The sequence below is a fragment of the Youngimonas ophiurae (nom. illeg.) genome, assembly GCF_049803795.1.
Classification (GTDB): Bacteria; Pseudomonadota; Alphaproteobacteria; order Rhodobacterales; family Rhodobacteraceae; genus Thalassobius.
The window spans coordinates 257,882-284,355 of record NZ_JBNAGJ010000004.1 but is presented as its reverse complement, the minus strand read 5'-3'; the positions used below and the strand labels follow the sequence as shown (position 1 = coordinate 284,355).

Genomic DNA, 26,474 nt, shown 5'->3' with positions numbered 1-26,474 from the left:
CCCGAACCGAGGAAGGAACTCTTATGGAAATCAAGACTGTCGGCGTGATTGGCGCAGGCCAGATGGGCAACGGAATTGCACATGTGATGGCAATGGCGGGCTACGACGTTCTGCTGAATGACATCAGCCAGGATTCGTTGGATAAGGCCCTGAAAACCATCGAAAAAAACATGGACCGCCAGGTCAGCAAAGACCAGATCACCGCCGCAGCCAAAGAGGGCGCCCTGGCACGCATTTCGGCCACGGCAACGCTGTCCGATCTTGGCAAAACCGATCTGGTCATCGAATCGGCCACCGAAAAAGAAGCGGTCAAAAGCGCGATTTTCGAACAGCTGATCCCTCATCTGGAGCCGCACACGATCCTGACGTCGAACACCTCGTCGATCTCGATCACGCGTCTGGCCAGCCGCACAGACCGGCCCGAAAAATTCATGGGGCTGCACTTCATGAATCCGGTTCCGGTGATGAAACTGGTCGAGCTGATCCGCGGAATCGCCACCGACGATGACACCTATCAAACCTGTCTGGAAATCGTGTCCAGGCTGAACAAAACCGCCGCCTCAGCCGAGGATTTTCCCGCCTTCATCGTGAACCGCATCCTGGTGCCGATGATCAACGAGGCCTGCTATACCCTGTACGAGGGCGTGGGCGACGTGGCCTCGATCGACAGCGCGATGAAACTGGGGGCGAACCACCCGATGGGCCCTCTGGAACTGGCGGATTTCATCGGTCTGGACACCTGTCTGTCGATCATGCAGGTGCTGTATGATGGGCTGGCGGATACCAAATACCGCCCCTGCCCCCTGCTGGTGAAATACGTCGAGGCCGGATGGCTGGGCCGCAAAACCAAACGCGGGTTCTATGACTACACCGGAGAAACGCCCGTTCCCACGCGTTAAACAATCAAGGCGCTCGGCCCCGTCGGGCGCTTAGTCATCCGTCAAAGACAGGGTATGCTCGCGCAGCCAGGCCATGAACCCGCGTGGATCCGTGCTAAGCAGCGCCATCTGATCATCCGTCAGCGGCGCGCCAACAATCGGTTTTTGCGGCTTATTACAACTGTGAACGATTTCGTGCAGCAGCAGGCTCTGGCGCAAAACCGGAGAAATCCTGTTCGCGATCTGATACCAGCGCGAATTCGATCCGGGGAAAAAGATCGGCACCACCCGCGCACCCGAGCGGCGGATCATCTGCGCGGTGAACACGTTCCACTCGGCCTCGATTGCCGGGCCGAACCAGGTCTTGGACGCGCTGACGACGCCAGAGGGAAACACCGAAATAACACCGCCCTGTTTCAGGTTGGCCATGGCCTGGGCCCGCATTTCAACAAATTTGCGCTGCGCATCGTCCTCATGTGGGAAGGGCACCGGGATCAGAAAGGACGAGGCCTCTGCGTCGATGCCCGTCAGCAGCGCACGGGTCAGAATCTTATAATCCTTCCGGCGGCGTCCGATCAGATCCGCCAGAATCATCCCGTCCACCATGCCATGCGGGTGATTGGCCACAACCACAACGGGGCCTTCGGCGGGGATGCGATCAATCTGCGTCTGCGGCGTTTGCAGCGAAATACCCATCACATCCAGCGCTGCCCGCCAGAACGGTTGCCCCTGCGGCGCGCCCTGTTTTTCGAATTTCCGGATCATCCGCAGGATCGTCAGCTTGCCGGTCAGCCACTCGATCGTTTTGATGATGGTCGCGGTCAAAGAGCTGTCAAACGTGCTGGCATAGGTCAGGCTCCGGCGGTCATACGTGTTATGCACGACCTGAGGGCTGTCCTGAATCTTGGCCGAAGTGTTTTCCACGTTCACCGCACTGTTCCCGCTGCGCCGCGTGGGCGCTTACATGTCTTCTCCGAAACGGTCGGCCACCAATGTTTCCAGCGCCTGCGCAAGCGCGCCGGCATCTGGCCCCGACGTCCGCACCTCAATAGAGGTTCCCTTGGAGGCTGCCAACATCAAAAGCCCCATAATACTGTCCCCCGAGGCGGACATCCCATCCCGAGTGATTTCAGCATTGGCATCGAACCCCTCGACCACCTCGACCAGCTTGGCCGATGCGCGGGCGTGAAGCCCCTTTTCGTTGATGATTTGCAGGGTACGCGAATTATTGTCGGTCATGTTCACTAATCTTTAGAGATATTCTGACTGTCTATATACTTACGGCCGGCCTCGGTTGCAGCACGAACGGCGGTGGCGACGTCCATATGGCGGCTTTTGGCCAGCTTGATCAGCATCGGCAGATTTGCCCCATACAGAATCCGGCGCCCATGGGGCTGGCACGCCATCAAAGACAGGTTCGAGGGCGAGCCACCAAACATATCGGTCACGACAACCACGCCTTCGCCGCCATCCACGGCATCTGCGGCCTCGCAGATTTCACGCTGTTTCTGGGTGCGGTCGTGCTCATTCTCGATCGAGATCGCCTGAATCCCGCTCTGCGCTCCGACGACATGCTCCACGGCGGCCAGGTATTCCTTGGCCAGCCCCCCATGCGCGACGATGACGATGCCGATCACGCTTTGTCTTCCTTCATATTCGCGCTCATTACTCCGGATCCGGGTGCTGGCGGCATAGCGTTTGCCTTCCGCTCGATTTCCCGATGCCTAGTTGACACCTGCCACCCCCGATCCGCAAGGGCCTTTGACAGCTTTTCTGCCATTGTCACCGAGCGATGCTGCCCCCCGGTACAGCCAAAACCAATCGCGAAATGCGCTTTACCCTCATCCCGGTAGGCGGGCAGCAACATTTCCGTAAGGTCAAGAACTCGCTGGAAAAACCCATCAAAACGATTGTCAGCACCGACATAGGCGGCCACCGGCGGCGCCCGCCCGTCAAGCCCCCGCAACGCGGCATCCCAATACGGGTTGCGCAGGAACCGGCAGTCGAAGACCATGTCCATCCCGCGTGGCAATCCGCGTTTATAGGAAAACGAATTCACCGACACCGCCAGACTGCGCCCTTTGGCCCCGGCGAACAGGCGCTCGACCTCGGCTTTCAGGTCATGTGGCGTCATTTCAGAACTGTCGATCAGAATATCCGCGCGCGCCATGATCGGCACCAGCAGATCGCATTCGCGCTGAATGCCCTGATCGGGGCTCTCGGCCGGGGCCAAAGGGTGCCGTCTGCGCGTTTCGGAAAACCGCCGTAACAACACATCCTGCCGGCAATCCAGATAGAGCACCTCGGGTCGGATGTTGGGAATAGCGGACAGGTGATCAATCGTTTCGATCAGCGCATTCACCGAGAAATCCCGGTTCCGGACGTCCAGCCCCAGCGCAACATCACTGCCCAGCGGCGGCCCTTCCAGCAGACGCGGCAGAAGCGTTAACGGCAAGTTATCGATCGCTTCGAACCCCAGATCCTCAAGCGTCCGGATCGCCGTCGTCCGCCCCGCACCAGAGGGCCCAGTGATCAGAACGATCCGTTTGCGGGTCTGATTTTTGCTCTGCTCGGTCATGGGTTGGAAATCACGCCTGCCGTCCGGCCCTCAAATACTGAAGAATCGCCGCAGCAAAATGCGGATGTGCAGCATTGTGAACGATTGGCAAAGAAACGCCCAGACAAACCTTTTCACGCTGAGGTGGCAATCTGTGAGTTTCACGCTGATCCAGATCGACCCATAACGCCAGCCGCGTAGCCCCGGCCGGTTTTGCATTCAAGAGCCCGACGCCCCGCGCTTCGATCAGGCCGCTGATCGTGCCCACCGCATCGACCCAAAGCAAGGCCTCCTGACGCCAAACCCTGCAACCGTCATCGGCAACCAACCTTGCACCATAAGCCATCAATTGCAGCGCCAGGCCGGATTTTCCCGTGCCGCTTTTGCCCAAAATGCAAACGGCGGCCCCATCGAAGGCCACCGCGCTTGCATGTAAAATACGGCCCGTTTCCGGCACGTCAGACCGGCAAGCCGACAACGAAACGCGCCCCCAGCGGCTCGGAAGTCGGATCGGCATCCGTTGGGCGAATATTCTCGGCCCAGATCACACCGCCATGCGCCTCGATGATCTGTTTGGAAATCGCCAGACCCAGCCCCGAATTATTCCCGAACTGGTTTTCAGGGCGCTCCGAATAGAAGCGTTTGAACACTTTGGTAAGCGCCTGCTCCGGAATGCCCGGCCCCGTATCCTCGACCACGACCAGCACGCGATTGTCACGCTGGCGCGCCCATACCCGGATCGCATCTCCGTCTTCGCAGAAGCTGATCGCATTGGTGATCAGATTGACGAACACCTGCGCCAGCCGCGCTTCGAGCCCGTGAATACGGATCGGCTCTTCGGGGATGTCCATGATGAACTCGACCCCTTTTTCCTCAGCTTGCTGCCCCAGGTATTCACCAAGGTTTCCGATCATTTTCAACAGGTTAAAGCTTTCCTGCTCTTCTTTGACCAGCTCACTATCCAGGCGCGACGCGTTCGATATATCACTGACAAGACGGTCCAGGCGCCGTACGTCGTGATCAATCACATCCAGCAGTTTTTCGCGCTGATCGTCGCGCTGCGCGACCCGCAAGGTCCCCACGGCCGAGCGCAAACTGGCCAGCGGATTCTTAATCTCATGCGCGACATCGGCCGCGAACTGTTCATTGCTGTCGATGCGGTCATACAGGGCCGAAACCATCCCACGCAGCGCAGAAGAAAGCCGCCCGATCTCATCCGGGCGCGCAGACAGGTCGGGGATGCGAATGCGCCCCGCAGCGCTGTTACGGCGATCCTTGGCCCCGCCCAGTTCTGCCGCAGTGGCCAAATCGGCAAGCGGGTTGGCAATGGTCGAGGCCAGAACGATGCTCAGACCAATAGAGACCAGCGTGGCAATCAGGAACATCTGAAGAATGCGCTCGCGCTCCCCTCGGACCAGTTGATCAATCTCGCCAGTGGCGCTGGTCAGCGCAATCACCCCGACAATCTGCCCCGCCTGTATAATCGGCGTCGCGGCCGCGAAATAGCTGCCCTCGGCCGTTTGCAGGCCGGTTTCGATCTGAGCGCCGCCATCCACTGTTGCGCCCACCATTCCCGTGACCAGCTGCTCGATCGTTGGCATCGCGCTACGATCCCGCGGGCCGTTGATCAACGCGTCGAACTTGTCCCAGACCCGCGCCAAAGCGTCCGAAATCAGGGTCGAGCCCCCGTCCCCGGAATCCTGCGCCCGCGCGACACCCTTCCCCTGATCCGAGGCAATCAGCGCCCCGGTTCCGTCGAACACATAGACCTCAACGCCTTTGCGCAGGTCCAGGCCCTCCAGCGTGTCGGGCACGTCAATTCCGTCACCCGAGGCCAAACTGACCGGCGCGCCTTTGGGCAGTTGTGCCTCAACCACGTCGGACACCAGCTCGGCCTGTGCGATCAACGCATTCGCACGGTCCACAACCAGAGAATCCCGAGACGAATTCAACAGCAGCACACCCGCCACCAGAACATTGAGCGCGATCAGGTTAAAGGTGATGATCTTTCGGGTCAGCGGCGAACGATTGAGCGTGAGGAAACCACGCCGGTCACGCCGGGCGCGGATTTCCTTTTCAACGGTGCTTTCCGGGGCGACAAATTCATCGCCCAGCACAACATCGCCGTCGCGCTTTGCGCCACTATCCCGCAAATGTATCCCCTCAGCGAGAGCCATTATTCTTCGTTATACCTGTAGCCGATACCATAGAGCGTTTCGATCGCCGAGAAATCGGAATCAACGCTACGCATTTTCTTGCGCAACCGTTTGATATGGCTATCAATTGTGCGGTCATCGACGTACACCTGATCATCATAGGCAACATCCATCAGCTGATCCCGCGACTTCACGAAACCGGGGCGCTGCGCCAGGGCCTGCAACAGCAGGAATTCGGTCACGGTCAGGGATACATCCTGCCCCTTCCAGGCCACCGCGTGACGCAGCGGATCCATGCGCAGATCTCCGCGCTCCATCACCTTAGTTTCTTCGGTGTCGCCGACGACATCACCGGCAACGGCATCCTGACGGCGCAGCAGCGCGCGGATACGTTCAACCAGAAGACGCTGGGAAAACGGTTTCTTAACATAGTCGTCCGCGCCCATACGCAGGCCCAGAACCTCGTCGATCTCATCATCCTTCGAGGTCAGGAAAATAACCGGCATCGAGGTTTTCTGACGCAGGCGCTGCAACAGGTCCATGCCGTCCATACGGGGCATTTTAATGTCCAGCACGGCCATGTCCGGCAGTTTTTTGTTGAATGCGTCGAGGGCCGACTGGCCATCATTATATGTTTCGACCTCAAACCCCTCTGCCTCCAGGGTCATGGCCACCGATGTCAGGATATTCCTGTCATCGTCCACAAGGGCGATCTTAGACATCTGTGAATTCCTTGTACTGCTCTATTATGTGATTTTTCTTTGCATTATGCCGTCCTTTGCCGCGATCAATCAATCCAAAACTGCGAATCAGCCATGATTTCGCCTCAATTCTGGGGGTGTTTTCTGAACAGATTCATAATTTTTGCATGTCTTCCCTGCTTCTGGGCGTGGCAATCGGTCAAAATCTGCCGTGATTGCGCTAACCTGCGACTGGTTGCGCTAACTGCGTTAAACCGTCCTGTTCCTTCATGGAAACGACATGTTAAGAGGCCCGCTATCGGGACTTCCCGATCCGCTACGGGAGGTGCCCGTACCGATAAAAGGAAAACGCCGCAGATTTCGCGGCTACAGGAGCTTGGCATTATGACATTTGGACGGGTAAACCCGGAATTCCGCCTGGAAGATCAAGGGATCGAAGGGCTGGGCAATGTCTTTTACAATCTTATGGAGCCCGCGCTGATCGAAGCCGCGCTCAAGAAAGGCGAGGGGAAACTGGGCAACGGCGGTGCCTTCCTGGTCTCTACCGGCAAATTTACTGGCCGGTCGCCCAAAGACAAACACGTCGTGAAAACCGACAGCGTTGTGGATACCATCTGGTGGGAAAACAACGCCGCCATGTCGCCCGAGGGCTTTGATAACCTCTATGCCGACATGCTGGAGCACATGAAGGGCAAGGACTATTACGTTCAGGACCTGGTGGGCGGCTCGGATCCGGCCTACTCGATCAACGTGCGTATGGTGACCGAGCTGGCCTGGCACAACCTGTTCATCCGCCACATGCTGCGCCGCCCTGATCGTTCGGCCCTGGACGGTTTCCTGGCGGATTTCACCGTCATCAACTGCCCCAGCTTCCAAGCAAACCCCGAGCGCCACAACTGCCGCTCGGAAACCGTGATCGCGATGAACTTCGACAAGAAGCTGATCCTGATCGGTGGCACTGAATACGCAGGTGAAAACAAGAAATCGGTCTTTACCCTGCTGAACTATCTGCTGCCCGAAAAAGGCGTGATGCCGATGCACTGCTCGGCCAACCACGCGATTGGCAACCCGGTCGATACCGCCATCTTCTTTGGCCTGTCGGGCACCGGCAAAACCACCCTGTCGGCCGATCCCTCGCGCACTCTGATCGGTGATGACGAACACGGCTGGTCGGATCGCGGCACCTTCAACTTCGAAGGCGGCTGCTATGCGAAGACGATCAACCTGTCGCCCGAGGCCGAGCCGGAAATCTACGCGACCACCTCGAAATTCGGCACCGTGATCGAAAACATGGTCTACGACGAGGAAACCTTCGAACTGGATTTCGAGGACAGCTCGCTGACCGAGAACATGCGCTGCGCCTACCCGCTGGAATACATCTCCAACGCCTCGGCCGAGGCTCAGGGCGGACATCCGAAAAACATCATCCTGCTGACCTGTGACGCCTATGGCGTTCTGCCGCCGATCTCGCGTCTGACCCCGGCGCAGGCGATGTACCACTTCCTGTCGGGCTTCACCTCGAAGACCCCCGGCACCGAGCGCGGCGTGGTTGAACCCACCCCGACTTTCTCGACCTGCTTTGGCGCGCCCTTCATGCCGCGCCGCCCCGAGGCCTACGGCAACCTGCTGCGTGAGAAGATCGCCTCCTACGGTGCGACCTGCTGGCTGGTGAACACCGGCTGGACCGGCGGCGCCTTCGGCACTGGCTCGCGGATGCCGATCAAGGCTACCCGTGCGCTGCTGACCGCCGCGCTTGACGGTTCGCTGAACGACGCTCAGTTCCGCAAAGACGAAAACTTCGGCTTCGAAGTGCCCGTTTCCGTGGCCGGTGTCGATGACACCCTGCTGGATCCGCGTCAGACCTGGGCCGACGGCGCAGCCTATGACGCCCAGGCGGCCAAGCTGGTGCAGATGTTCTCGGACAACTTCGAGCAATACCTGCCCTATATCGACGAGGACGTGAAAGCCGCCGCAATCGGCTAAGGCTTCGGATCCTGAAAGAAACAAACGCCCCGGACCCCATCCGGGGCGTTTTGCTTTGTGCGTGCTTTACAGATACTCATCCCCCCAACTCCCACATCAGGCGGCGACTGGCGTTTTTTGCTCTAGCGGAACGTGAATCACGTGGCGGATGTCCTCGATATCCATCCAGACCATATTGCAATCGACCGGCTCATTACGCCCGTCGATCTGCCAACTCAGGCAATACGGGTCGCAATGCATATAGCCCTCGCGTTCGGCCAGCCCCCGGCGCGCGATCGTGCGCAGCATGAAGCCAAACACAAAATCCGGCTGCCAGTTCAGCATCGCGGTCAGAAAGGCAAATCGTGCCAAATAATCTATCAATCCGCGCCCGCGATAGATCGGATCGTCCTTTACCCACATTTCCCCATGGTAGCAGGCGCGGCCGGTGATTCGCTTTGCACCGGGGCCCGGACGAAACCAGGACCGCTCCATATCTATGTCAACGCCGCCCGGCGGGAACTCGCCAAAACGAGAGGACATATATCGCGCTAAGGTTTGATCACACAGGTCCAGTAAACGCATCCCCTGCGTGTGCACCAGCTGGCCCTGCGCATTGTGCCCGACCACCCAAATACCTCTGGCAGCAGGTAAAAATTGCTTTTCCGGGTCAAACGGCGGGCCCAGTGGCTGCTCTGGCCGCCCCTCTTTTACGATCTTCGCGTATTGCTCAAAATCGTCGCCGACGGTCAAAAAAATCTGATTAGCCTGCAACGTCTGGACGGCTTCAGTTAACAAACGAGACCCGTCAAAAACATCATACACTGTCATTTGGTCACTCCTTTGTGTTGTAAGTCCACTCAGGATGACCAAACTTCAGGAAAGAGTCTTTTCCTTGTTAATTTGAGGCCAAGGCTGGATCGGCCGCATCCATGACCTCGTCGGCGGGCATGGTTTGGATCTTTTCATCATCGACGCCAAAAATCTGTAGATCGTAGGTCCGCTCGACCAGCGAGGCCAGGACAAAGCTGTTATCGGGGTATCGACAACCCATCAGCAGACGTTTGTAACTGATCGGATGCATCATATTCCCGTCGCCGCGGCTCATTTGGGTGTGTACGTGATCGTATCGCAGCCCATGCGTGGCCCGGACATCTTCGAACGGCTGAGAGAGCAGCTTTGCATGGGTCGAGCCCCCCGGCAACCCCGGCACGCTGCGCCCGACGGCGCTGCGCTCCCAGGCCCAGCCGTACCATGTGGCATAAGAGGATTTGCTGCCGACCTCGGTGCAGACCCAATCCTCTTCGAAGCGGCGGAACACCATCAGATAGGGGCGGACCAGCTGAAAAGCCTCGTGTTCCAGTTGCCCCTCGGCCTCGGCCCAGCATTTAAGCCCGCGCTTCAACAGCCCCGACGGCCCCGTCCACACCGCCGAGATCGGGTGCTGCTGCAAATAGAAATCCCAGTCCGCCTCTTTGATCTGCTGGGCGACATGGAACAGACCGTTGATATGGCCGGCCTCTCCCTTGAGCCAGGATTCGCCCCGTGCGAGAATATCCTCCGCCTCGCGGAGCGCCCGGCGCCCGGCTTCGCTCAACCTGTACTGGCGGTCTTCCAGCTCGAACAGAGATTCGCCTTTGATCTCTTCGAGGATGTTAATATGGCGGCGAACGGTCTGCCGGGTCGAATCCAATTCCCGTACAGCGCGAGACAAATTGAGCGTATGTGCCAAAGTCACAAAAGACTTGAGCAGCTCAAACAGCAGTCCAGCGTTCTGGCTCTTTGCCATTCAAAGCACCCCCCTCACCCGATAACGCGTTATAGCTAAGTTACTTTTTACCGCCTGATCAAGCCTGCCCCTACGGATAGGACAGCAGTTTCGACATATTTGAACATCCTATGGTAAATTAATCACCCATCAAGGGTAAATGTGCATACCTTAAGTTGCAACATATAACAGATTGATCGCAAGAAGGGATTTGCTATCTCTGAATGCGATAATAGATAGTGGAAAGTACTCATGTCACATCCTGTAGACGAACATGTCGGTAAGAAGCTAAAGAACCTGCGCGTGCTGCGTGGCCTGACCCAAACAGACGTTGCCAAGGGTTTGGACATCTCATTCCAGCAGGTCCAGAAATACGAACTGGGCCGCAACCGTATTTCGGCCAGCAAACTGTTCGAAATTTCGCGCATTCTGGACGTGCCGCCCTCGTATTTCTTTGACGGTCTGAACGAAGTCGAAGAAACCGGCGGCCCGGTGCTGGACGAAGAAACTGCACGCATTGCGAGCGTTATCTCGAAGATCACCGATGAGCGCCTGAAGACCCAGATCCGCTCGTTCATCGACGCGGTCGCAAACTACAAGCCCGCAGCCTGAACGCGTAGGGCTGAAATCACCCAATCAGCCCGCGCCGTATCAGATTTGCACCGGCCACCAGCAAAACAACCAGCGTCGCTTTCTTAAAGGCGGCCTGATCAATCCGGTCCTGCACCTGGAACCCCAGCCATGTTCCCAGCAATGCCGGCACCAGAAGCGCCACGGAGAACGGCAGTGTCTCCGGGCGCATTACCCCCGAACCGATATGCGCCCCCAACAGCGCCACCGCACCCAGGCCATAGATCACGCCCTGGATACGGATCTGATCCTGTTTGGGCGTGTTAATCGCGGTCAGGTACATCACCGTCGGCGGCCCCCAGATACCGGACAAGCCCCCCACGAAACCGGCAAAACCGCCCACGCCTGCCTCGACCATATGATGCCCGTCCGGCGGCAGAGGCGGTTTCAGCCCGAACAGTTGCATCAGGGCAAACACCACCACAGGCCCGCCAATCATCAACAGCAAGACATGTTCCGGCAAAACACGCACCAGTTGCGCGCTGGCCAGAAGGGTCACCAGCCCGCACAGCAGAAACACCCGGAACCGCTTGACCGAGGCCCAGGCCGCAGCGCGCCCCTGCCGCAGCGCCTGCCACAGGTTCGTCATCACCGTCGGCAGGATCAGCCCGGCCAGGGCCCACTCGGCCCCGACAATGCTGGACAGACCCGACACCATGACCATCGGCATGGCAAATCCGACCATGCCCTTGATCACCCCTGCCACCAGACCTACCATCATGCACAGCGCCAAAACCGGCACCGTCATATCCGCGAAAAACATCTCCATGTTGCCTGATTAGCAGCTTTGAGACGTGCTGCACTGCAAAATTTTTCGCCGCAACAATTGTACATTAGTCAATGATCAAACGTATTTTTGTTGCGCTGCATGTGCGAAATGGCTAGGACGGTGCGGACGAAAGTTAAGATATGAATCATGTCTCCAACGGACAGGAAAATGCGATGACCAACCCGATCATTCTTCCCGATCTTATGACGCTGACCGCAGCGTCGATTGCCCCCGCCCAGCAAGTGCTGGACACCGTAACCGCCAAGCTGCGCGAACTCGTGATCAAAGAGGACCGCGTCTCGGCCGCACTGCTTGAGGAAAACCAAAGCGGCGCGCACGGCCTGTCATGGCTGGCCACCTATGTCGAGGCTCTGCGCCAGATGCAGGCCTGGGCCGAGCGTATTCAGGGCGAAGGCAAATTCGGCGAAATCGAACAGCTGCTGCTGCAAATCGGCTTTGGCGAATACCTGCACCACATCGCCGGCGGCATCCCCATGAGCCAGAACGAAATGTTCCGCATGGCCGATCTGGGGCTGGGCTGGGACGCGCTGGCACCGTTCCAATGCGCCGAAGTGCAAACCCTGATGGCCAAGGGCAACACCGGCCCCGCCCGCGCGCGTCTGGTGGAACTGATGCAAGAGCAAGCCGCCAACATCACCGTCGGCGCCACCGGCCTGGAAGAAGAGCTGGAGATGATCCGCGAGCAGTTCCGCCGCTATGCCGTGGAAAAAGTCGAGCCCTTCGCCCATGAATGGCACCTGAACGACGAGCTGATCCCGATGGAAGTCATCGAAGAGCTGGCCGAAATGGGCGTCTTCGGCCTGACCATCCCCGAAGAATACGGCGGGTTCGGCCTGTCCAAGGCCTCGATGGTGGTGGTGTCCGAAGAACTGTCGCGCGGCTATATCGGCGTTGGCTCGCTGGGGACGCGCTCCGAGATCGCAGCCGAACTGGTCGAGGCCGGCGGCACCGACGAACAGAAAGAATACTGGCTGCCGAAACTGGCCAGCGCGGAAATCCTGCCCACGGCTGTTTTCACCGAACCGAACACCGGCTCGGATCTGGGCAGCCTGCGCACCCGCGCCGTCAAGGATGAAAACGGCGACTACAAAGTGACCGGCAACAAAACCTGGATCACCCACGCCGCACGGACCCACGTGATGACTCTGCTGGCCCGGACCGATCCGGAAACCACCGATCACAAAGGCCTGTCCATGTTCCTGGCCGAGAAGACGCCCGGCACCGACGAGGCCCCCTTCCCCACCGAAGGCATGACCGGCGGCGAAATCGAGGTTCTGGGCTATCGCGGCATGAAGGAATACGAGCTGGGCTTTGACAACTTCCACGTCAAAGGCGAAAACCTGCTGGGTGGCAAAGAGGGTCAGGGCTTCAAACAGCTGATGAAAACCTTCGAGGCCGCCCGGATTCAAACCGCCGCCCGCGCGATCGGTGTAGCGCAGTCCGCGCTGGACGTGGCCATCCAATATGCCGAAGACCGCAAGCAATTCGGCAAGTCGCTGATCAACTTCCCTCGCGTTGCAGATAAGCTGGCGATGATGGCCGTTGAAATCATGATCACCCGTCAGCTGACCTATTACTCGGCCTGGCAGAAAGACCATGACAAGCGTTGCGACCTTGAGGCCGGTATGGCCAAGCTGCTGGGCGCCCGCGTGGCCTGGGCCTGCGCCGACAACGGGTTGCAGATCCACGGCGGCAACGGCTTTGCCCTGGAATACAAGATCAGCCGCATTCTGTGTGACGCCCGCATCCTGAACATTTTCGAGGGTGCCGCCGAAATTCAGGCTCAGGTGATCGCCCGCCGTCTGCTGGGCTGACCCTGGCGTTCAGAACAATGATCAGAGCGGCCCTTCGGGGCCGCTCTTTTCTTTTGTGCCGTTATTTTCAAGGCCTGGACTTGCCCGTGCCAACATTTGTGTGTCAATGTCAACTACCAACGACTCTAGCGCGAAAACCATGACCAAACCTTGCATTATCTGCTGTGCCATCACGGGCAGCCTGCCGACGAAATCCGATAACCCCGCCGTTCCGATCACTGTCACCGAACAGATCGAAAGCACGCAAGAGGCCTTTGAGGCCGGGGCCACCATCTGCCACGCCCATGTGCGCAGCGATGATGAAACCCCCAGCAGCGACCCCGAGAAATTCGCTCGGCTCAAAGAGGGGCTGGAAAAACACTGCCCCGGCATGATCATCCAGTTCTCAACCGGGGGGCGTTCGGGCGCGGGCCAGACTCGCGGGAGGATGCTGCCTCTGGCACCGGATATGGCGTCGCTTTCGGTGGGCTCGAACAATTTCCCCACCCGCGTCTATGAGAACCCGCCGGATCTGGTGGACTGGCTGGCCTCGGAAATGAAAACCTACGGCATCCGCCCGGAAATCGAGGCATTTGACCTGTCCCATATCCATCAGGCCGCGCGCATGTATGCCGATGGCCGCCTGGCAGACAGCCCCTATGTGCAATTCGTGATGGGCGTGAAAAATGCCATGCCTGTGGATCGCGATGTCTTTGATTATTATATCAAAACCATGCAGCGCCTGCTGCCCGACAGCGAATGGTGCGCCGCAGGGATTGGCAAGGATCAGATCACGCTCAACGACTGGGCCGTCAGCGCGGGCGGTCATGCGCGCGCCGGGCTAGAGGATAATATCCGCCTGGATCGCAACACTCTGGCGCCGTCGAACGCGGCCCTGATCCAGCGCGTTGTGGATCTGTGCGATAAATACGAGCGCCCCGTCGCCACCGCCGCCCAAGCACGCAAAATTCTGGGGCTGCGCCCCACCTGATCCAAATGCCGGGGCGGGACACCACCGCCCTTGGCAACTCCGGGCCAGGCAGGTAGGCCTATAGGCCGATGAATGCGCTCAGGCCCGGAAATGCCCCCTTTGATCTCTGCCAAGGTGATTTTGCTGATCTGCCTCGCCACCAGTTCGATCGTGGTGGGCGATACGGCAGGGAAAGTGCTGACCTCGGCCGGGATCAGCCCGTTCTTTGTGGCCTGGACACGCTTTGCGCTGGCGGCGGCGCTGCTGCTGCCCTTCGCGGGACTGACCCGGACCGAGCTGCCTGAGCTGCTGAACTGGCGCGTCATTTTGCGGGCTGCGCTGATTGCGGGCGGGATCACATGCATCCTGACAGCCCTACGCACCGAGCCCATCGCCAATGTGTTCGGAGCCTTTTTCATCGGTCCCATCGTGTCTTATGTGCTGTCGGTTCTGCTACTGGGCGAGCGCGTCGCCGCTGCGCGTAGCGTGCTGTTGCTGATCGGCTTTGCCGGGGTTTTGCTGGTCGTGCAGCCGGGGCTGAACATGGGAACGGGCATGGTGTTCGCGCTGCTGGCCGGGACATTCTATGGCTGTTACCTGACCGCCACCCGCTGGCTGGCCGCCTTCTATCGGCCTCGGTTCCTGCTGGCGGCGCAGCTGCTAATCGGGGCCATCGTGCTGTCTCCGCTGGGGCTGACGCATCTGCCCTCGGGCGGAGCGCCGGCGATGTGGACGCTGATCCTGCTCAGCGCGCTGGCCTCGGCCTTTGGGAATTTCCTGTTGGTCGTGGTGAACCGAACCACGCCGGCGACCATCTCAGCCCCGCTGATCTATTTCCAGCTGATCGCGGCGGCGGTGCTGGGGGTTCTGGTTTTCGCGGACTGGCCAGACGTGCTTAGCCTGATCGGCCTGACCGTCATCCTGGCCTCGGGGCTGGGCGGTTTCCTGCTGGCCCGGCAGAACAAATAAAGGGGCCGCGCCAGACAGACAGAGCGCGGCCCCAGACATGAGCATCCTCGTCAGGGAAGGAGACCTCAGAAGCTCATGATCTTTGTGTTTTCATCCAGCATGGCACCAGCGATGGCGGGCGGTTTGGCCGGGGTGATCCCGTCCAGCAGGGCATCGGGCCCTACGCCTTTGTTCGGCAGATAGATCGCGCAGACCTGCACCTGCGTATTGGTTTTCGCCATGATCATCTGCATCAGACCCTGGGGGCTCATGCCCTTGGGGGCCTGTGGCGCGGTGGCCGAGGCAGGCGCGTCCTTCAGCGCCATATCCGCGGCGGGGCCACACAGCAGCACTTGTGTCTGCGCCCCGGCCTGGGCTGCATTCATCGTCAGCACCATCGCCATCAGCTGCGTCTGCGCATCCGGCGCGGTCAGCATCGTCAGCAGTTTGGGCTGTTCATCAGCCAGGGCCGGGCTGGCCAGGGTCGTTGCGGCCAGACAGGCAGCAGTCAGGATCTGTTTCATGGAAAACCTCTTGGTTGGATGGAGTTATTCGGGAACGCAAACCTCGCCCGCAGCCATGGCCCGCAGCGTGCGCACCACCAAAGCCGCAATGATCACCACCAGAACAGCCAGCAACCCCGTGCCCAAATACTGGTGCATGACGCTGCCGGTTTTCTCGGCGAAGGCAAAGCTGGCAATCGTCACGGCAGCAAACGGAAAGCTGAGCGCCCAGAAGCTCATGGCGAAGGGCAATTTGATGATACGCGGCAATTGCACCGCCACGATCAAAGTAAACAGATAAGCGCCATTCAGCAGGATACGGGCAAAGCTATCGACATCGCCCACCAGACGCACCCAGGCGACCATCCCCACGGCGGGCGGCGCGATCAGGATCACCAGCGTCGGCTGCAACCGGCCGGGCAGCGGGTCGTGGAAGATCAGCCGGTTCATCACCAGCGTCATCAGCACCACCCAGAAAATCAGCCCGACGGACATGAAATACCAGCTGATTTCAGGATGGCCCAGCGGAACCCCCGCAATCGGCACAATCACATTCCCCACCGCCGGGATGAACCATGCGGGGCTTAGCTGCCCCGTCTGAAACGAGCGCGCGCCAATCCAGCCCGACACCACCGCGATCGTCAGCGCGCCTTGCAGCAACATGCCGGCAATCCACATCGGCTGAGCAATCACGGGTGCGCGGGACAGGCTGGCAGTCGCCAGCAGCAGCAAAGAAATAGAGATCGCCGGGAAAAAGGCCATCCGCACCGGATGGTGCCATTCATGCGAAACCGCCTGCGGATACTTGGCTGCCTTCGCCAGATACCCCAGCAAGACCAGCGCAAACATCGCCATCGCCACATAATAGATGACCGTCGCGGGCGTGGCTCCGAATGCCCAGCTGTGATCGGCGGCATTCAGCGCCAGGGCCAGCCCGGACATGCCCATAATCGTGGCGAAAAAAGTGACTGGAAAATGCTCCAGCCGGTTCGACGCCTCGGTGTTAGATGTGTCTGTCATCTGCGTGTCCTTCCCTAAACGCGCAATAGTATTACATGCCGCATCTTGCATGCGAAAACGGCGCAAACTTTGACCTATGTCAAAAGATGGATTGATCACATATCTTTTATCGCCCCCCGCCCAGCACAAAAAAGACCACCCCGAAGGGTGGCCCCATTGCCCAAACAAGCGCGCTAGACTTAGCCGCAGATACGATCCGACAGAACCGCCCCCATATGCCCAGAACGATCCAGATAGGATTCGATCTGCGGGGCGGCCTGGTGCGAGGCAAACCGTGGAGCCAGGGCTCGCAGCAGCAGCCATTCGGACAATGCCATGAAATCTGCGGCCTTCTCGGCCGGATCGGCTGCACGGGCCATCGCCGCGCGCGCCTTTACCCAATGGGCGACGGCCTCGGCCGGGGCTTCGGCCTGAACAAAGGCCTGAAACTGATCCGCCGCTGCGGCCGCACGCCCCTGAATCAGGCGCGTGGCCAGCGCAAGCGCATGAACGGCATTCGCCCCCTCGTAAATCCGGCAGATCCGAGCATCCCGCCAGACCTGTTCAACCCGGTATTCCTGCAAATAACCATAGCCGCCCAGACATTGAATCCCCAGATCCGCCGCGCGCGTGCCCGCCTCGGTGCAGAAATGTTTGGCGATGGGGGTCAGGAACTCGACCAGCATCGGGTTCTCTTCTTTCTCCAGCTCGACAATCGCCAGATGGCAGATCGCGCGGCCCAGCAGGGACAGGCTGCGCATCTCGGTCAGCATGTTTTTCACATCCGCGTGCTGATCCAATGTCACGGGCTGGCCGTCAGCGCCGCGCCCCTGGACACGCTCGGCGCAATAGGCGGCGGCAATGTCATGAGCCCGCGTGGCATGGGCCACCCCCTGCAAGGACACGTCAATCCGCGCGTGGTTCATCATGGTGAACATCGCCTTCAGGCCCTCGCCCTCTTGGCCGATCAGCTCGGCATGGGCCCCGTCAAAGGCCATCTGGCAGGTCGGCGAGGCATGTAGGCCCATCTTCTCCTCGATCCGGGTGATGGTGATCGGGTTGCGGCTGCCATCGGGCAGATGCGACAGGCAGGCGAACAGCGACAGCCCCTTGACCCCGCTCTGCGCATCGCCGGTACGGGCCAGAACCAGGTGGAAAATCTCATCGGTCATGTCCTGATCGCCACCCGAGATGAAAATCTTCTCGCCGGTGATTTTCCAGGCCTCATTGTCCTGCACGGCGCGGGCACGAATGCGCCCCAAGTCCGAGCCCGCCCCCGGCTCGGTCAGGCACATGGTGGACAGCCACTCGCCCGAGGCCAGCCGCGGGATATAATCCGATTTCTGCTGCTCCGAGCCATAATCCAGCAACGTGCGCACAGCGCCCGGCACCAGCCCCGTCACCATTTGCAGCGAATGGTTCGCGCCGGTGAAAATCTCAGAGACACAGGCCAGCGCGACACCGCCCAGCCCCTGCCCGTCATATGCCTCGGGCACCGTCAGCGAGGGCCAGCCCTGTTCGGCATAGCTGGCATACAGTTCCTTGTATCCCTCGGGCATCAGAACGCGGCCATTTTCCAGCCGGCAGCCCTGGGTGTCGCCCACCTCGTCCAGCGGCGCGATCTCACCTTCGGCAAAGGCGGCAAAGGCCTGCGTGATCTCTCGGATCAGATCGCCGTCCCAATCGGGCAGCGCGGGGGCCCCGCCAACCTGTTCAAGCGTAAAGAGAATATCATCGACGGGGGCGGCAAAGGGTTTCATAGGGCAACCTTTCCGTAGCTGCAAAAGGGCATGAAGGGGACGTCCCTGCCCCGAAATCCGGGGCAAGGCACAGGTTTTGAACAGTCGGCCAGATCAGTCCATCAAGCCCAGCAGGCGGGCGCCGTTGTTCTTGATGATGTCTTCGCGCAGGTGGTCCTTGATCGCGATCTTGTCAAAATCCGCCAGCCAGCGTTCAGGGGTGATCATCGGCCAGTCCGAACCGAACAGAACCTTTTTCTTCAGCAGGCCGTTACAGTAGCGCACCAGGATTTCAGGGAAATACTTGGGCGACCAGCCGGACAGGTCGATATAGACGTTGGGCTTGTGCGTCGCGACCGAGAGCGCCTCTTCCTGCCAGGGAAACGAGGGGTGCGCCAGGATGATTTTCATGTCGGGGAAATCCACGGCCACGTCATCCATATACATCGGGTTCGAGTATTTCAGGCGCATACCGTTCCCGCCCCGCATCCCCGAGCCAACGCCCGTCTGCCCGGTGTGGAACAGGGCAATGCCACCGTTTTCGGCGATGACTTCGTACAGCTCATAGGCCATGCGGTCATTGGGATAGAAACCCTGCATCGTCGGGTGAAACTTGAACCCTTTGATGCCGAAATCATTGATCAAGCGGCGCGCTTCGCGGGCGGCCATCTTGCCCTTCCACGGGTCGATCGAGGCAAAGGGGATCAGAACGTCATCGTTTTCGGCGGCCAGCTCGGCCACCTCTTCGTTCTTATAACGGCGATAGCCGGTTTCGCGCTCGGCATCGACAGGGAAAATCACAGCCGCGATATTCTGTTGACGGTAATGCGCAGCCGTCTGCTCAATGGTCGGCGGATGAGTCCACGGCGCGCCGAAATACTTGGCCATCGTGGTCTGTAGATCGTCATAGCCATCGTCAGTGTGGCAGCCGCAGGGTTCCTCGGCATGGGTGTGGAAGTCGAGTGCACGGACTTTGGTGATATCCACCATGGTCATTTCCTTTCAACGTGGTGCCGGGGGCATCTGCGGGACGCCTCCGGCGGGAGTATTTGTCATCAGAAAGAAGCCCTTAGACGCGGATCACGTCAGGATCCTGATCGTCATAAATCCGGGCCACCAGATCGGCGCGGCGGGCCAGCACCTTACGCATGTTCAGATTGCCCTTGGCGGTGATTTCGTGATCGGCAAGCGAGGGCGGCTCGGCCACGATCAGCGCCCGGCCGATGCGGGTGGAGCTGCCGGTGGCGTTGGCGGCCAGTTCGGCCAGCTTCTCGGTCACGGCCTGCACCATTTCGGCGTCGGTGACGATCTCGCCGGGGGCCGCGTTGCGCGGCTCGGCGGGAAACAGCATCACCCCGATTTCCGAGCGGTCCTGCCCGGTGATCACCATGTCGCCGATGATCCCTTCCAATGCGGTCATGACCTGCCCGCGCAGCGCGGCGCAGCGCACCCAAGTGCCCGAGGTCAGTTTGAAATCCTCGGAAATGCGGCCATCGAAGCTGAGCCCGCGATCCACATCGTCGGGATCGACGAATTTTACCGCGTCCCCAGTGATCAGGAAGCCTTCGGAATCGAAGCTTTCCCCGGTCTTTTCTGCGTCCTCGAAATAGCCCGGCATGATGTTTGGGCCCTTGCAGCGCAGCTCATACCGGCCGTCGTCGTCGGGGATCAGCTTGATTTCGGCGCCCGGCACCGGCACGCCGATGATGCCCGAACGCGCGACCCTTTCATGCACGATCAGCGTGGCGGGAGCGGTTTCGGTCATCCCCCAGCTGGAGACCATCAAGGGCACTTTGCCCGTCACCTCGGTGGCCATTTCGCCCAGGGCCTGCCAGATTTCCTGCGGCAGCGAGGCCCCCGCATAGAAAGTGAAATCCAGCCCGGTGAAGAAGCTTTTGCGCAGTTCGGGATCGGCCTTCAGCGCCTCGACCTGGCGAGCGAACCCCACGGGCACGTTAAACGCCAGCGAGCCGGTGTGCATCTTCATGTTCTCCAGCGTGCGCGGGAACAGCTTGTCCGTCGGCTTACCGTCGTCGATGTAGATTGCGCCGCCATTGGCCAGCATCATGTTGAAATTATGCGAGCCGCCAAACACATGGTTCCAGGGCAGCCAGTCCAGAATTTTCGGAGCCCGCGCCCGCAGAACCGGAAAGGCATCGGCGATCTGGGTCTGGTTCACGCACATCATTTTATGCGTGGTGATCACCCCCTTGGGGTGCGACGTGGACCCCGAGGTAAACAGGATTTTCGCCAGCGTGTCGGGGGTTACCGCGGCATGAGCGGCATCGACATCCGCCTCGCCGCCGGCCAGGGCCTGTGCAAAGGGGATCACATCGCGCGGCGCGCCTTCGGTGTTCGAGGCCAGCACGTCATAGCCGGCCAGCGCCTCCATGCCGATGGCCTCTTTGTAGCGCGCGGCATCGTCCACGAACAGCAGGCCGGGGCGGGTTTTCTCAACGATATAGAGCAGGCGATCATGCGCGCCGGGGATCAGCGAGTACTGCTCGGCCACCGGAACGCTGGCCATCCCCACATATTGCGTGGCCAGCACCAGCAAAGCATGATCGACCGAGTTGCCGGACATCACCAGCACCGGGCCTTTTTTGTCATAGCCCTTATCCACCAGCCAGGCGCCGATCTTGCGCACGGCGGCCAACGCCTGGGCATAGGTGACCTCGCGCCAGCCGGGGCCATCCCGTTCGGCGATGAACACCGCATCCGGGGTTTTACGGGCCCAGGTGTGCAGCCATTCGCCTGTCGTTTCAGCAACATAGCCCATCGGATGCGACGAGCGCAGGATCAGCGTGCCGTCCTCGCGCTGTTCGGTCAGCACGTCATGGGGTGCGGTAATCTGGTCGGTCATATGGGTGGATCTCCTCAATCCAGGGGGTCGATACGGCCCAGCAGGTCCATCAGGTGCACGCGTTCTTCGGGGCTCAGGTGGGCCAGCCGCTCCTCCTCGGCCTTTGTCAAAGCCCGCGCGGCTGCGTCCCGCCGCTTCATTCCGGCCAATGTCGCGCGCAACGCATAAGAGCGCCGATCCGTCGGCACACGGAAACGCCCGATCAGGTTGGCCTCTTCCAGGGCGTCGATGATCAGCACGGTGTTGGACCGTTCCATGTTCAGCGCGGCGGCCAGTTGCGATTGCGTCACATCCGGGTTGTCCACGATCACGCACAGGGCGGAAAACGTGGTGATCCGCAGGCCGTAGGGCTCTAGCGTCCGGGCCGCATTCTGCTGCATGATGTTCGAGGCACGCTTGACGTTATATCCGGCATAGCTGCGCAGGTGCCGATCCAACGGACCGGCCTGCGGCTCTGCCTGTTTGGCGGGCTTTTTGGCGGGTTTGCGGACCATGGCGTTACCGGAACGTCGGGGCGCGTTTTTCCAAGAAGGCGCGCAGGCCTTCTTCGGCGTCCGGGCTGGTCTGCGTCAACGCGGCGCACAGGCTTTCGGTGAACAGGCCGTCTTGCTTCGACATGTCCTCGATCCGGGCCAGGGCGTGGATCATCACATAGTTCGACAGACCAGCGTTTTTCGCGATCTTACGGGCCAGATCCATCGCCAGATCCATCGCCTCGCCTTCCGCAACCGCGTAATGCGCCAGCCCCAGGGCCAGCCCCTCATCCGAGTTGTACTTCCGTCCGGTCAGCATCATTTCCGTCATCCGGTCAGCGCCCAGGATACGCCCCACCCGAACCGAGGCCCCGCCGCCCACGTAAATCCCGCGGCGCCCTTCGGGCAGCTGGAAAATGGTCGAGGGTTCGGCAATCCGAACGTGGGTCGAGGTGGCCAGCTCCAGCCCGCCGCCAATCACCGCGCCGAACATGGCCGACACGACAGGCAGGCCGCCATACTGGATTTTGTCCATGACACCGTGCCAGCCACGCGAATGGCGCATGGTGCCTTCGGCGTTGCGGGCGACGTGTTCGCTCAGATCCAGACCCGAACAATAATGGCCATCGGTGCCGGTCAGCACGACCACTTTGGCCTCTTGCGGCGGGTTCGAGAAAAACCCGTCCAAAGCCGCCAGCAAATCGTCGTTCATGGCGTTCCGCTTACCGGGGCGGTTCATGGTCACGACTGCGATATTGTCTTGCAGTTCGACCTTGATGATGTCGGTGTCTGTCATTGCTATCTCCACTATTAGTTATGATATATAGCTATATTGATGCGACGAGTCCAGAATTTCCTATGCTGCACCTGCAAAGGGAAAAAACGCAAAACGCCCCGGCCAATAAAACCGGGGCGTTTTGATTTACTCTTTTATTTCTGTGACTTGATCAGTGAAGCAAGCGCACCAGGAACAATGTGATACCGGGGAAGATCACCAGCAGGATCACCCGCACGATATCCGAGGCAACAAAGTACATCACCGCTTTATAGGTCTCAACCATCGGGGTCAGACGATCCATCGAGTTGATGACGAACAGGTTCATCCCCACGGGCGGCGTGATCAGCCCCACCTCGACGACGATCAGAACGATGATGCCGAACCAGATGGCCACCTCTTCGGCGGTCATGCCGAAATCCAGATTCGAGATAATCGGGAAGAAAATCGGAATCGTCAGCAGGATCATCGACAGGCTGTCCATCACGCAGCCGAACACCAGATACAGCGCCAGAATCAGCGTCAGGATCACCCAGGGGCTCAGGCCCAGGCCAACCACCCATTCAGACAGCGCCTGCGGCACCTGGCTTTGCGCCAGAAACCCATTGTAGAACCCCGCGCCCAGCACGATGAAGAAGATCATGGCCGTGCCGCGTGCGGTGGCGATGAAGCTTTCGGTCAGGGTGATCTTGGTCAGCCCGCCATTCAGAAAAGCAATCAGCCCGGTGCCGAACGCCCCCACTGCGGCGCCCTCGGTCGGGGTGAAAATCCCCATGTAGATCCCGCCAACCACGGCCAGAAACACCAGCAGCACAGGCCAGACATCGGCCAGCGCGCGGAACCGTTCGGCCATGGGCTGAGGCTGACGCACACCAGCCGAGCCAGGATGCATCCGCACATACAAAGAGATCGTGATCATATAGCCGACAGCCGCAAGAATGCCCGGAATGAACGCCGCCAGGAACAGTTTGGCGATGTTTTGCTCGGTCAGGATGGCGTAGATCACCAAAATCACCGACGGCGGGATCAGAATGCCCAGCGTACCGCCCGCAGCCAGCGTGGCGGTGGAAAAACCGCCCGAATAGCCATAGCGGCGCAGCTCGGGCAGGGCGACCTGGCTCATGGTGGCGGCCGTGGCCAGCGACGATCCGCAGATCGAGCCAAAACCCGCACAGGCCCCAACCGCGGCCATGGCAACGCCGCCACGACGATGGCCCAGGAAGGCCTCGGCGGCTTTGAACAGCGCCTGGCTCATCCCGCCCAGCGTGGCGAAATGGCCCATCAGAATGAACATCGGCACGATCGACAGCGAATAGCTGGAGAAGGTCGAGTATGTCTCGGTTTTCAGCTTGGCCAGCGCCACGTTCCAGCCGTTGTTGATCAGATACAGCCCCACCAGGCCGGTCAGGAACATCGACAGCCCGATCGGCACCCGCAGAAAGATCATCACCAGCAGGATCGGAAAGGACAGAAGCCCGATTTCAAGATTGCTCAGGTCCATCAATGGTCTGCCCCTCCGACATGAATGATTGTGCGGTCGGTAAAGAACTCGGCGATCCGCACGAAAGCCATGTACACCGCAACAAGCGCGGACACGCAGGCCGCAAACAGGCTGGCGGCATAGGCCCACCAGATCGGGAATTGCAGCAAGAAGGTGGTCTCATTGTACCGCATCTTCGATTGCATCCCCTCATAAAGACGCCAGGCGATCAGGATCAGCACGGCGGCAAACAGGATCTCGACGATCATCTGAATGAAGCGGTTCGCCTTCACCGGAAGGGCCGAGGTAAAGATATCCACCGAGGCATGGCCCCCAGTGATTTGACAAAGCGGGATGAAGGCGAAAATGGCGAAGGCAATCCCGGCCTCCACGATTTCGAAATCCCCCAAGACCGGGCCGATTCCGGTATCCAGAACGGTCTGTGCGAAATCCCCCAGAACGGCCTGAGCAAAGCCCGAGTGGAACAGGGTATTCAAAGACCGGCCCAGAACCGACACACAGGTCAGCAGCACCAGAAGGGTCAGGATGATCCCCCCCAGGATTGCCATGAACCGCGCGAGTTTGTTCATGAACTGTTGCATGTATTTCCTCGTCCTTGATGGAGCAGGGTAAAGCGACATCACGGCGGGATCATACCCGCCGTGGTCTTTTGCTTCGATGCCAGAGGCTTAGTTGGTGTGCTTTGCGGTCAGCGCCTTGGCCTGATCCAGCAGCGCCTGGCCGTCATAGCCTTTGCCGTCCATCTCAGCGACCCAGTCGGCCTCTTGGCTAGCGGCAGCGTCTTTCCAAACCTGAACCTGCTCGGGCGTCAGGGTGATGATGTTATTGCCGTTTGCAACAGCCGCAGCACGCGAAGGCGCATCCGAGGCCGCCATGGTTTTGCCGGCCCAAGCGGACACATCAGCCCCCGAATTGGCGTCGATGATCGCCTTCAGATCGTCGGACATGGCTTCGTATTTGTCACGGTTCATCGCAAAGATGAAAGTGGTGGTATACAGCGATGCGTCACCGAATTCGGTGTGGTTGCCCACCAGCTCTGGCACTTTCAGTGCGCCGGTGACTTCCCACGGAATAACGGTGGCGTCGATCACGCCTTTGGACAGGGCCTCGGGCACGGCGGGAACCGGCATACCAACGGGGGTTGCGCCCAGTTCGGTGAAGAACTTGTTGGTCACGCGGGTCGGCGCACGCAGTTTGACACCGTTCAGATCAGCCGGTGCGGTGATCGGCTTTTTCGAGTGGATCAGCCCAGGGCCGTGCACCCACAGAGCGATGACTTTGAAGGGAGCGTATTCCTTCTGCATCATGTTTGCCTCGGCATATTCGTAATATGCGCGGCTGGCCGCTTCGGCGTTGGTCATCATAAAGGGCAGCTCGAACGCTTCGCCCTGGGGGAACCGGCCGGGGGTGTAGCCCGCGACGGTCCAGACGATATCGGCAATGCCGTCTTCCAGCTGGCCGATCAGATGCGGGGGCTTCCCGCCCAGCTGCATCGAGGGGTAACGCTCGATCTTGATACGCCCTTCGGACTCGGCCTCGATCTTGTCGGCCCAGACGTCCAGGATCAGCTTTGGCACGTTGGCCTGGGCTGGCAGGAACTGGTGCATTTTCAGCGTCACTTCCTGTGCGTAAGCGGTTGCAGCCGTGCCGGCCACAAGGGCCGCAGCTGCTGCCGTACGCAGAGCAAATTTCATAAGTTTCATGGTCTTACCTCCCGTGGTTAAGATCGTAGACAGGCCCAAATACGGGCCCGCATGACTGGGGCAAGTGGCGGCTCTCCTCTGCCGCCGGCTTACCTATGTTTCGAAATCGGGCTGCTCCTTGGGGTGCGCGGCCGCGAAAGCCCGATTTGATTGACACTGTTTATAAATCGCATTGATACGCGACAGATGCGAAATATCAACATTGAAACGCTCGGCCGAGAAAACCTGCGGCACCAGACAGATGTCGGCCAGCGTCGGCTCATCGCCAAAGCAATAGGCGGCTTCGGGGTGCTTTTGCAGGATGTCCTCGCAGGCTTGCAGCCCGTCGCCCAGCCAGCGCGCCAGCCAGGCGTTCACCGCGTCCTCGTCCTGCGCCAGATCGTTGCGCAGATATTGCAGCACCCGCAGGTTTTGCAGCGGATGGATTTCGCAGGCAATGACCTGGGCAAAGGCGCGGACCTGAGCGCGCAAATCCTTGTCTGCTGGGATCAGCCGGGCCCCGCCATAGGTTTCGTCCAGCCATTCGATGATCGCCAGAGATTGATACAGCTCTTGCCCGTCATCGGTGATCAGCGCAGGCACCAGTTTTTGAGGGTTCACTGCGGCGAACTGGGGCGTTTTGTGATCGCCGCTTTTCAGGTGGATGCTTTCAAAGTCATAGTCCAGCCCCTTCAGATTGAAGGCGATGCGGCAACGATATGCCGACGAGCTGCGAAAATAGCCAAGAAAGCGCATGGGCCTCAGGTCTCCGTCAGATGTCCGGGG

At 59.8% G+C, this 26,474-nt stretch carries 27 protein-coding genes; 6 read left to right on the top strand and 21 right to left on the bottom strand.

The window, feature by feature from the left end:
* Window positions 1-23 precede the first annotated feature (23 nt).
* A complete protein-coding gene (locus ACP15O_RS11320) occupies window positions 24-899 on the top strand; it encodes a 3-hydroxybutyryl-CoA dehydrogenase (RefSeq protein ID WP_425096204.1) in 876 nt (291 codons plus the stop codon).
* A gap of 30 nt (window positions 900-929) precedes the next feature.
* On the opposite strand, the gene ACP15O_RS11315 is transcribed toward ACP15O_RS11320, so the two are convergent.
* The 7 genes from ACP15O_RS11315 to ACP15O_RS11285 are packed head-to-tail and all read right to left on the bottom strand — an operon-like array spanning window position 930 to window position 6,313.
* The gene (locus ACP15O_RS11315; RefSeq protein WP_425096203.1) at window positions 930-1,808 is read right to left on the bottom strand and encodes a lysophospholipid acyltransferase family protein; all 879 of its coding nucleotides are present in this window, start codon (window positions 1,806-1,808) and stop codon (window positions 930-932) included.
* A 30-nt stretch (window positions 1,809-1,838) separates the two neighbouring features.
* Entirely contained in the window at window positions 1,839-2,117 is a 279-nt protein-coding gene (locus ACP15O_RS11310; RefSeq protein WP_425096202.1) for an HPr family phosphocarrier protein, read from the bottom strand.
* Between the two features lie 5 nt (window positions 2,118-2,122).
* The gene (locus tag ACP15O_RS11305) at window positions 2,123-2,515 is read right to left on the bottom strand and encodes a PTS sugar transporter subunit IIA (protein ID WP_425096201.1); all 393 of its coding nucleotides are present in this window, start codon (window positions 2,513-2,515) and stop codon (window positions 2,123-2,125) included.
* Window positions 2,512-3,456, bottom strand: a complete 945-nt coding sequence (gene rapZ / locus ACP15O_RS11300; protein ID WP_425096200.1) for an RNase adapter RapZ — start codon at window positions 3,454-3,456, stop codon at window positions 2,512-2,514. The genes ACP15O_RS11305 and rapZ overlap by 4 nt, the downstream gene beginning before the upstream one ends.
* Before the next feature lie 10 nt (window positions 3,457-3,466).
* Window positions 3,467-3,892, bottom strand: a complete 426-nt coding sequence (locus ACP15O_RS11295) for an HPr kinase/phosphorylase (RefSeq protein ID WP_425096199.1) — start codon at window positions 3,890-3,892, stop codon at window positions 3,467-3,469.
* Between the two features lies 1 nt (window position 3,893).
* A complete protein-coding gene (locus tag ACP15O_RS11290) occupies window positions 3,894-5,612 on the bottom strand; it encodes a sensor N-terminal transmembrane domain-containing protein (protein WP_425096198.1) in 1,719 nt (572 codons plus the stop codon).
* Window positions 5,612-6,313, bottom strand: a complete 702-nt coding sequence (locus ACP15O_RS11285; protein WP_425096197.1) for a response regulator transcription factor — start codon at window positions 6,311-6,313, stop codon at window positions 5,612-5,614. The genes ACP15O_RS11290 and ACP15O_RS11285 overlap by 1 nt, the downstream gene beginning before the upstream one ends.
* Window positions 6,314-6,676: 363 nt before the next feature.
* On the opposite strand from ACP15O_RS11285, the gene ACP15O_RS11280 reads away from it, so the two are divergent.
* Window positions 6,677-8,275, top strand: coding sequence for a phosphoenolpyruvate carboxykinase (locus ACP15O_RS11280; RefSeq protein WP_425096195.1), 1,599 nt, complete (start codon window positions 6,677-6,679; stop codon window positions 8,273-8,275).
* 96 nt (window positions 8,276-8,371) lie between these two features.
* On the opposite strand, the gene ACP15O_RS11275 is transcribed toward ACP15O_RS11280, so the two are convergent.
* Together ACP15O_RS11275 and ACP15O_RS11270 are read right to left on the bottom strand one after the other, a co-directional pair.
* Complete coding sequence (locus tag ACP15O_RS11275) at window positions 8,372-9,085, bottom strand: hypothetical protein (protein ID WP_425096194.1); 714 nt, start codon at window positions 9,083-9,085, stop codon at window positions 8,372-8,374.
* A gap of 67 nt (window positions 9,086-9,152) precedes the next feature.
* Entirely contained in the window at window positions 9,153-10,043 is an 891-nt protein-coding gene (locus ACP15O_RS11270; RefSeq protein ID WP_425096193.1) for a LysR family transcriptional regulator, read from the bottom strand.
* 231 nt (window positions 10,044-10,274) lie between these two features.
* Here ACP15O_RS11270 and ACP15O_RS11265 point away from each other — a divergent pair, with 231 nt between their 5' ends.
* Window positions 10,275-10,634, top strand: a complete 360-nt coding sequence (locus tag ACP15O_RS11265; protein WP_425096192.1) for a helix-turn-helix domain-containing protein — start codon at window positions 10,275-10,277, stop codon at window positions 10,632-10,634.
* Window positions 10,635-10,650: 16 nt separating this feature from the next.
* Here the strand turns inward: ACP15O_RS11265 and ACP15O_RS11260 are convergent, their stop codons facing one another.
* Window positions 10,651-11,415 (bottom strand): sulfite exporter TauE/SafE family protein, encoded by a 765-nt coding sequence (locus ACP15O_RS11260; RefSeq protein ID WP_425096294.1) that lies wholly within the window; start codon window positions 11,413-11,415, stop codon window positions 10,651-10,653.
* A 179-nt stretch (window positions 11,416-11,594) separates the two neighbouring features.
* Between ACP15O_RS11260 and ACP15O_RS11255 the strand changes: the two genes are divergently transcribed.
* The 3 genes from ACP15O_RS11255 to ACP15O_RS11245 all read left to right on the top strand — a co-directional run bounded on the left by ACP15O_RS11255 (window position 11,595) and on the right by ACP15O_RS11245 (window position 15,174).
* Complete coding sequence (locus ACP15O_RS11255; protein ID WP_425096191.1) at window positions 11,595-13,256, top strand: acyl-CoA dehydrogenase family protein; 1,662 nt, start codon at window positions 11,595-11,597, stop codon at window positions 13,254-13,256.
* Window positions 13,257-13,395: 139 nt separating this feature from the next.
* Window positions 13,396-14,226 carry a 3-oxoadipate:acetyl-CoA acetyltransferase gene (locus tag ACP15O_RS11250; RefSeq protein ID WP_425096190.1) on the top strand — a complete coding sequence of 277 codons (831 nt, stop codon included), beginning with the start codon at window positions 13,396-13,398 and terminating at the stop codon, window positions 14,224-14,226.
* Window positions 14,227-14,316: 90 nt separating this feature from the next.
* Window positions 14,317-15,174 (top strand): DMT family transporter, encoded by an 858-nt coding sequence (locus ACP15O_RS11245; protein ID WP_425096189.1) that lies wholly within the window; start codon window positions 14,317-14,319, stop codon window positions 15,172-15,174.
* Between the two features lie 65 nt (window positions 15,175-15,239).
* On the opposite strand, the gene ACP15O_RS11240 is transcribed toward ACP15O_RS11245, so the two are convergent.
* The 11 genes from ACP15O_RS11240 to maiA form a co-directional block, all read right to left on the bottom strand.
* Window positions 15,240-15,677, bottom strand: a complete 438-nt coding sequence (locus ACP15O_RS11240; RefSeq protein WP_425096188.1) for a DsrE family protein — start codon at window positions 15,675-15,677, stop codon at window positions 15,240-15,242.
* A gap of 24 nt (window positions 15,678-15,701) precedes the next feature.
* The gene (locus tag ACP15O_RS11235) at window positions 15,702-16,676 is read right to left on the bottom strand and encodes an SLAC1 anion channel family protein (protein WP_425096187.1); all 975 of its coding nucleotides are present in this window, start codon (window positions 16,674-16,676) and stop codon (window positions 15,702-15,704) included.
* A 179-nt stretch (window positions 16,677-16,855) separates the two neighbouring features.
* Complete coding sequence (locus ACP15O_RS11230; protein WP_425096186.1) at window positions 16,856-18,415, bottom strand: acyl-CoA dehydrogenase family protein; 1,560 nt, start codon at window positions 18,413-18,415, stop codon at window positions 16,856-16,858.
* Window positions 18,416-18,508: 93 nt separating this feature from the next.
* Window positions 18,509-19,384 (bottom strand): amidohydrolase family protein, encoded by an 876-nt coding sequence (locus ACP15O_RS11225; RefSeq protein ID WP_425096185.1) that lies wholly within the window; start codon window positions 19,382-19,384, stop codon window positions 18,509-18,511.
* Between the two features lie 79 nt (window positions 19,385-19,463).
* Complete coding sequence (locus tag ACP15O_RS11220; protein WP_425096184.1) at window positions 19,464-21,257, bottom strand: feruloyl-CoA synthase; 1,794 nt, start codon at window positions 21,255-21,257, stop codon at window positions 19,464-19,466.
* A gap of 14 nt (window positions 21,258-21,271) precedes the next feature.
* Complete coding sequence (locus tag ACP15O_RS11215) at window positions 21,272-21,751, bottom strand: MarR family winged helix-turn-helix transcriptional regulator (RefSeq protein WP_425096183.1); 480 nt, start codon at window positions 21,749-21,751, stop codon at window positions 21,272-21,274.
* A gap of 4 nt (window positions 21,752-21,755) precedes the next feature.
* Entirely contained in the window at window positions 21,756-22,526 is a 771-nt protein-coding gene (locus ACP15O_RS11210) for a crotonase/enoyl-CoA hydratase family protein (protein ID WP_425096182.1), read from the bottom strand.
* Window positions 22,527-22,677: 151 nt separating this feature from the next.
* Window positions 22,678-24,000 (bottom strand): TRAP transporter large permease, encoded by a 1,323-nt coding sequence (locus tag ACP15O_RS11205; RefSeq protein WP_425096293.1) that lies wholly within the window; start codon window positions 23,998-24,000, stop codon window positions 22,678-22,680.
* Window positions 24,001-24,005: 5 nt separating this feature from the next.
* Window positions 24,006-24,587 carry a TRAP transporter small permease gene (locus ACP15O_RS11200; RefSeq protein ID WP_425096181.1) on the bottom strand — a complete coding sequence of 194 codons (582 nt, stop codon included), beginning with the start codon at window positions 24,585-24,587 and terminating at the stop codon, window positions 24,006-24,008.
* Between the two features lie 87 nt (window positions 24,588-24,674).
* The gene (locus ACP15O_RS11195; protein ID WP_425096180.1) at window positions 24,675-25,709 is read right to left on the bottom strand and encodes a TRAP transporter substrate-binding protein; all 1,035 of its coding nucleotides are present in this window, start codon (window positions 25,707-25,709) and stop codon (window positions 24,675-24,677) included.
* A gap of 93 nt (window positions 25,710-25,802) precedes the next feature.
* On the bottom strand, window positions 25,803-26,444 hold the full coding sequence (maiA, locus tag ACP15O_RS11190) for a maleylacetoacetate isomerase (RefSeq protein WP_425096179.1): 642 nt from the start codon (window positions 26,442-26,444) through the stop codon (window positions 25,803-25,805).
* Window positions 26,445-26,474: the final 30 nt, after the last annotated feature.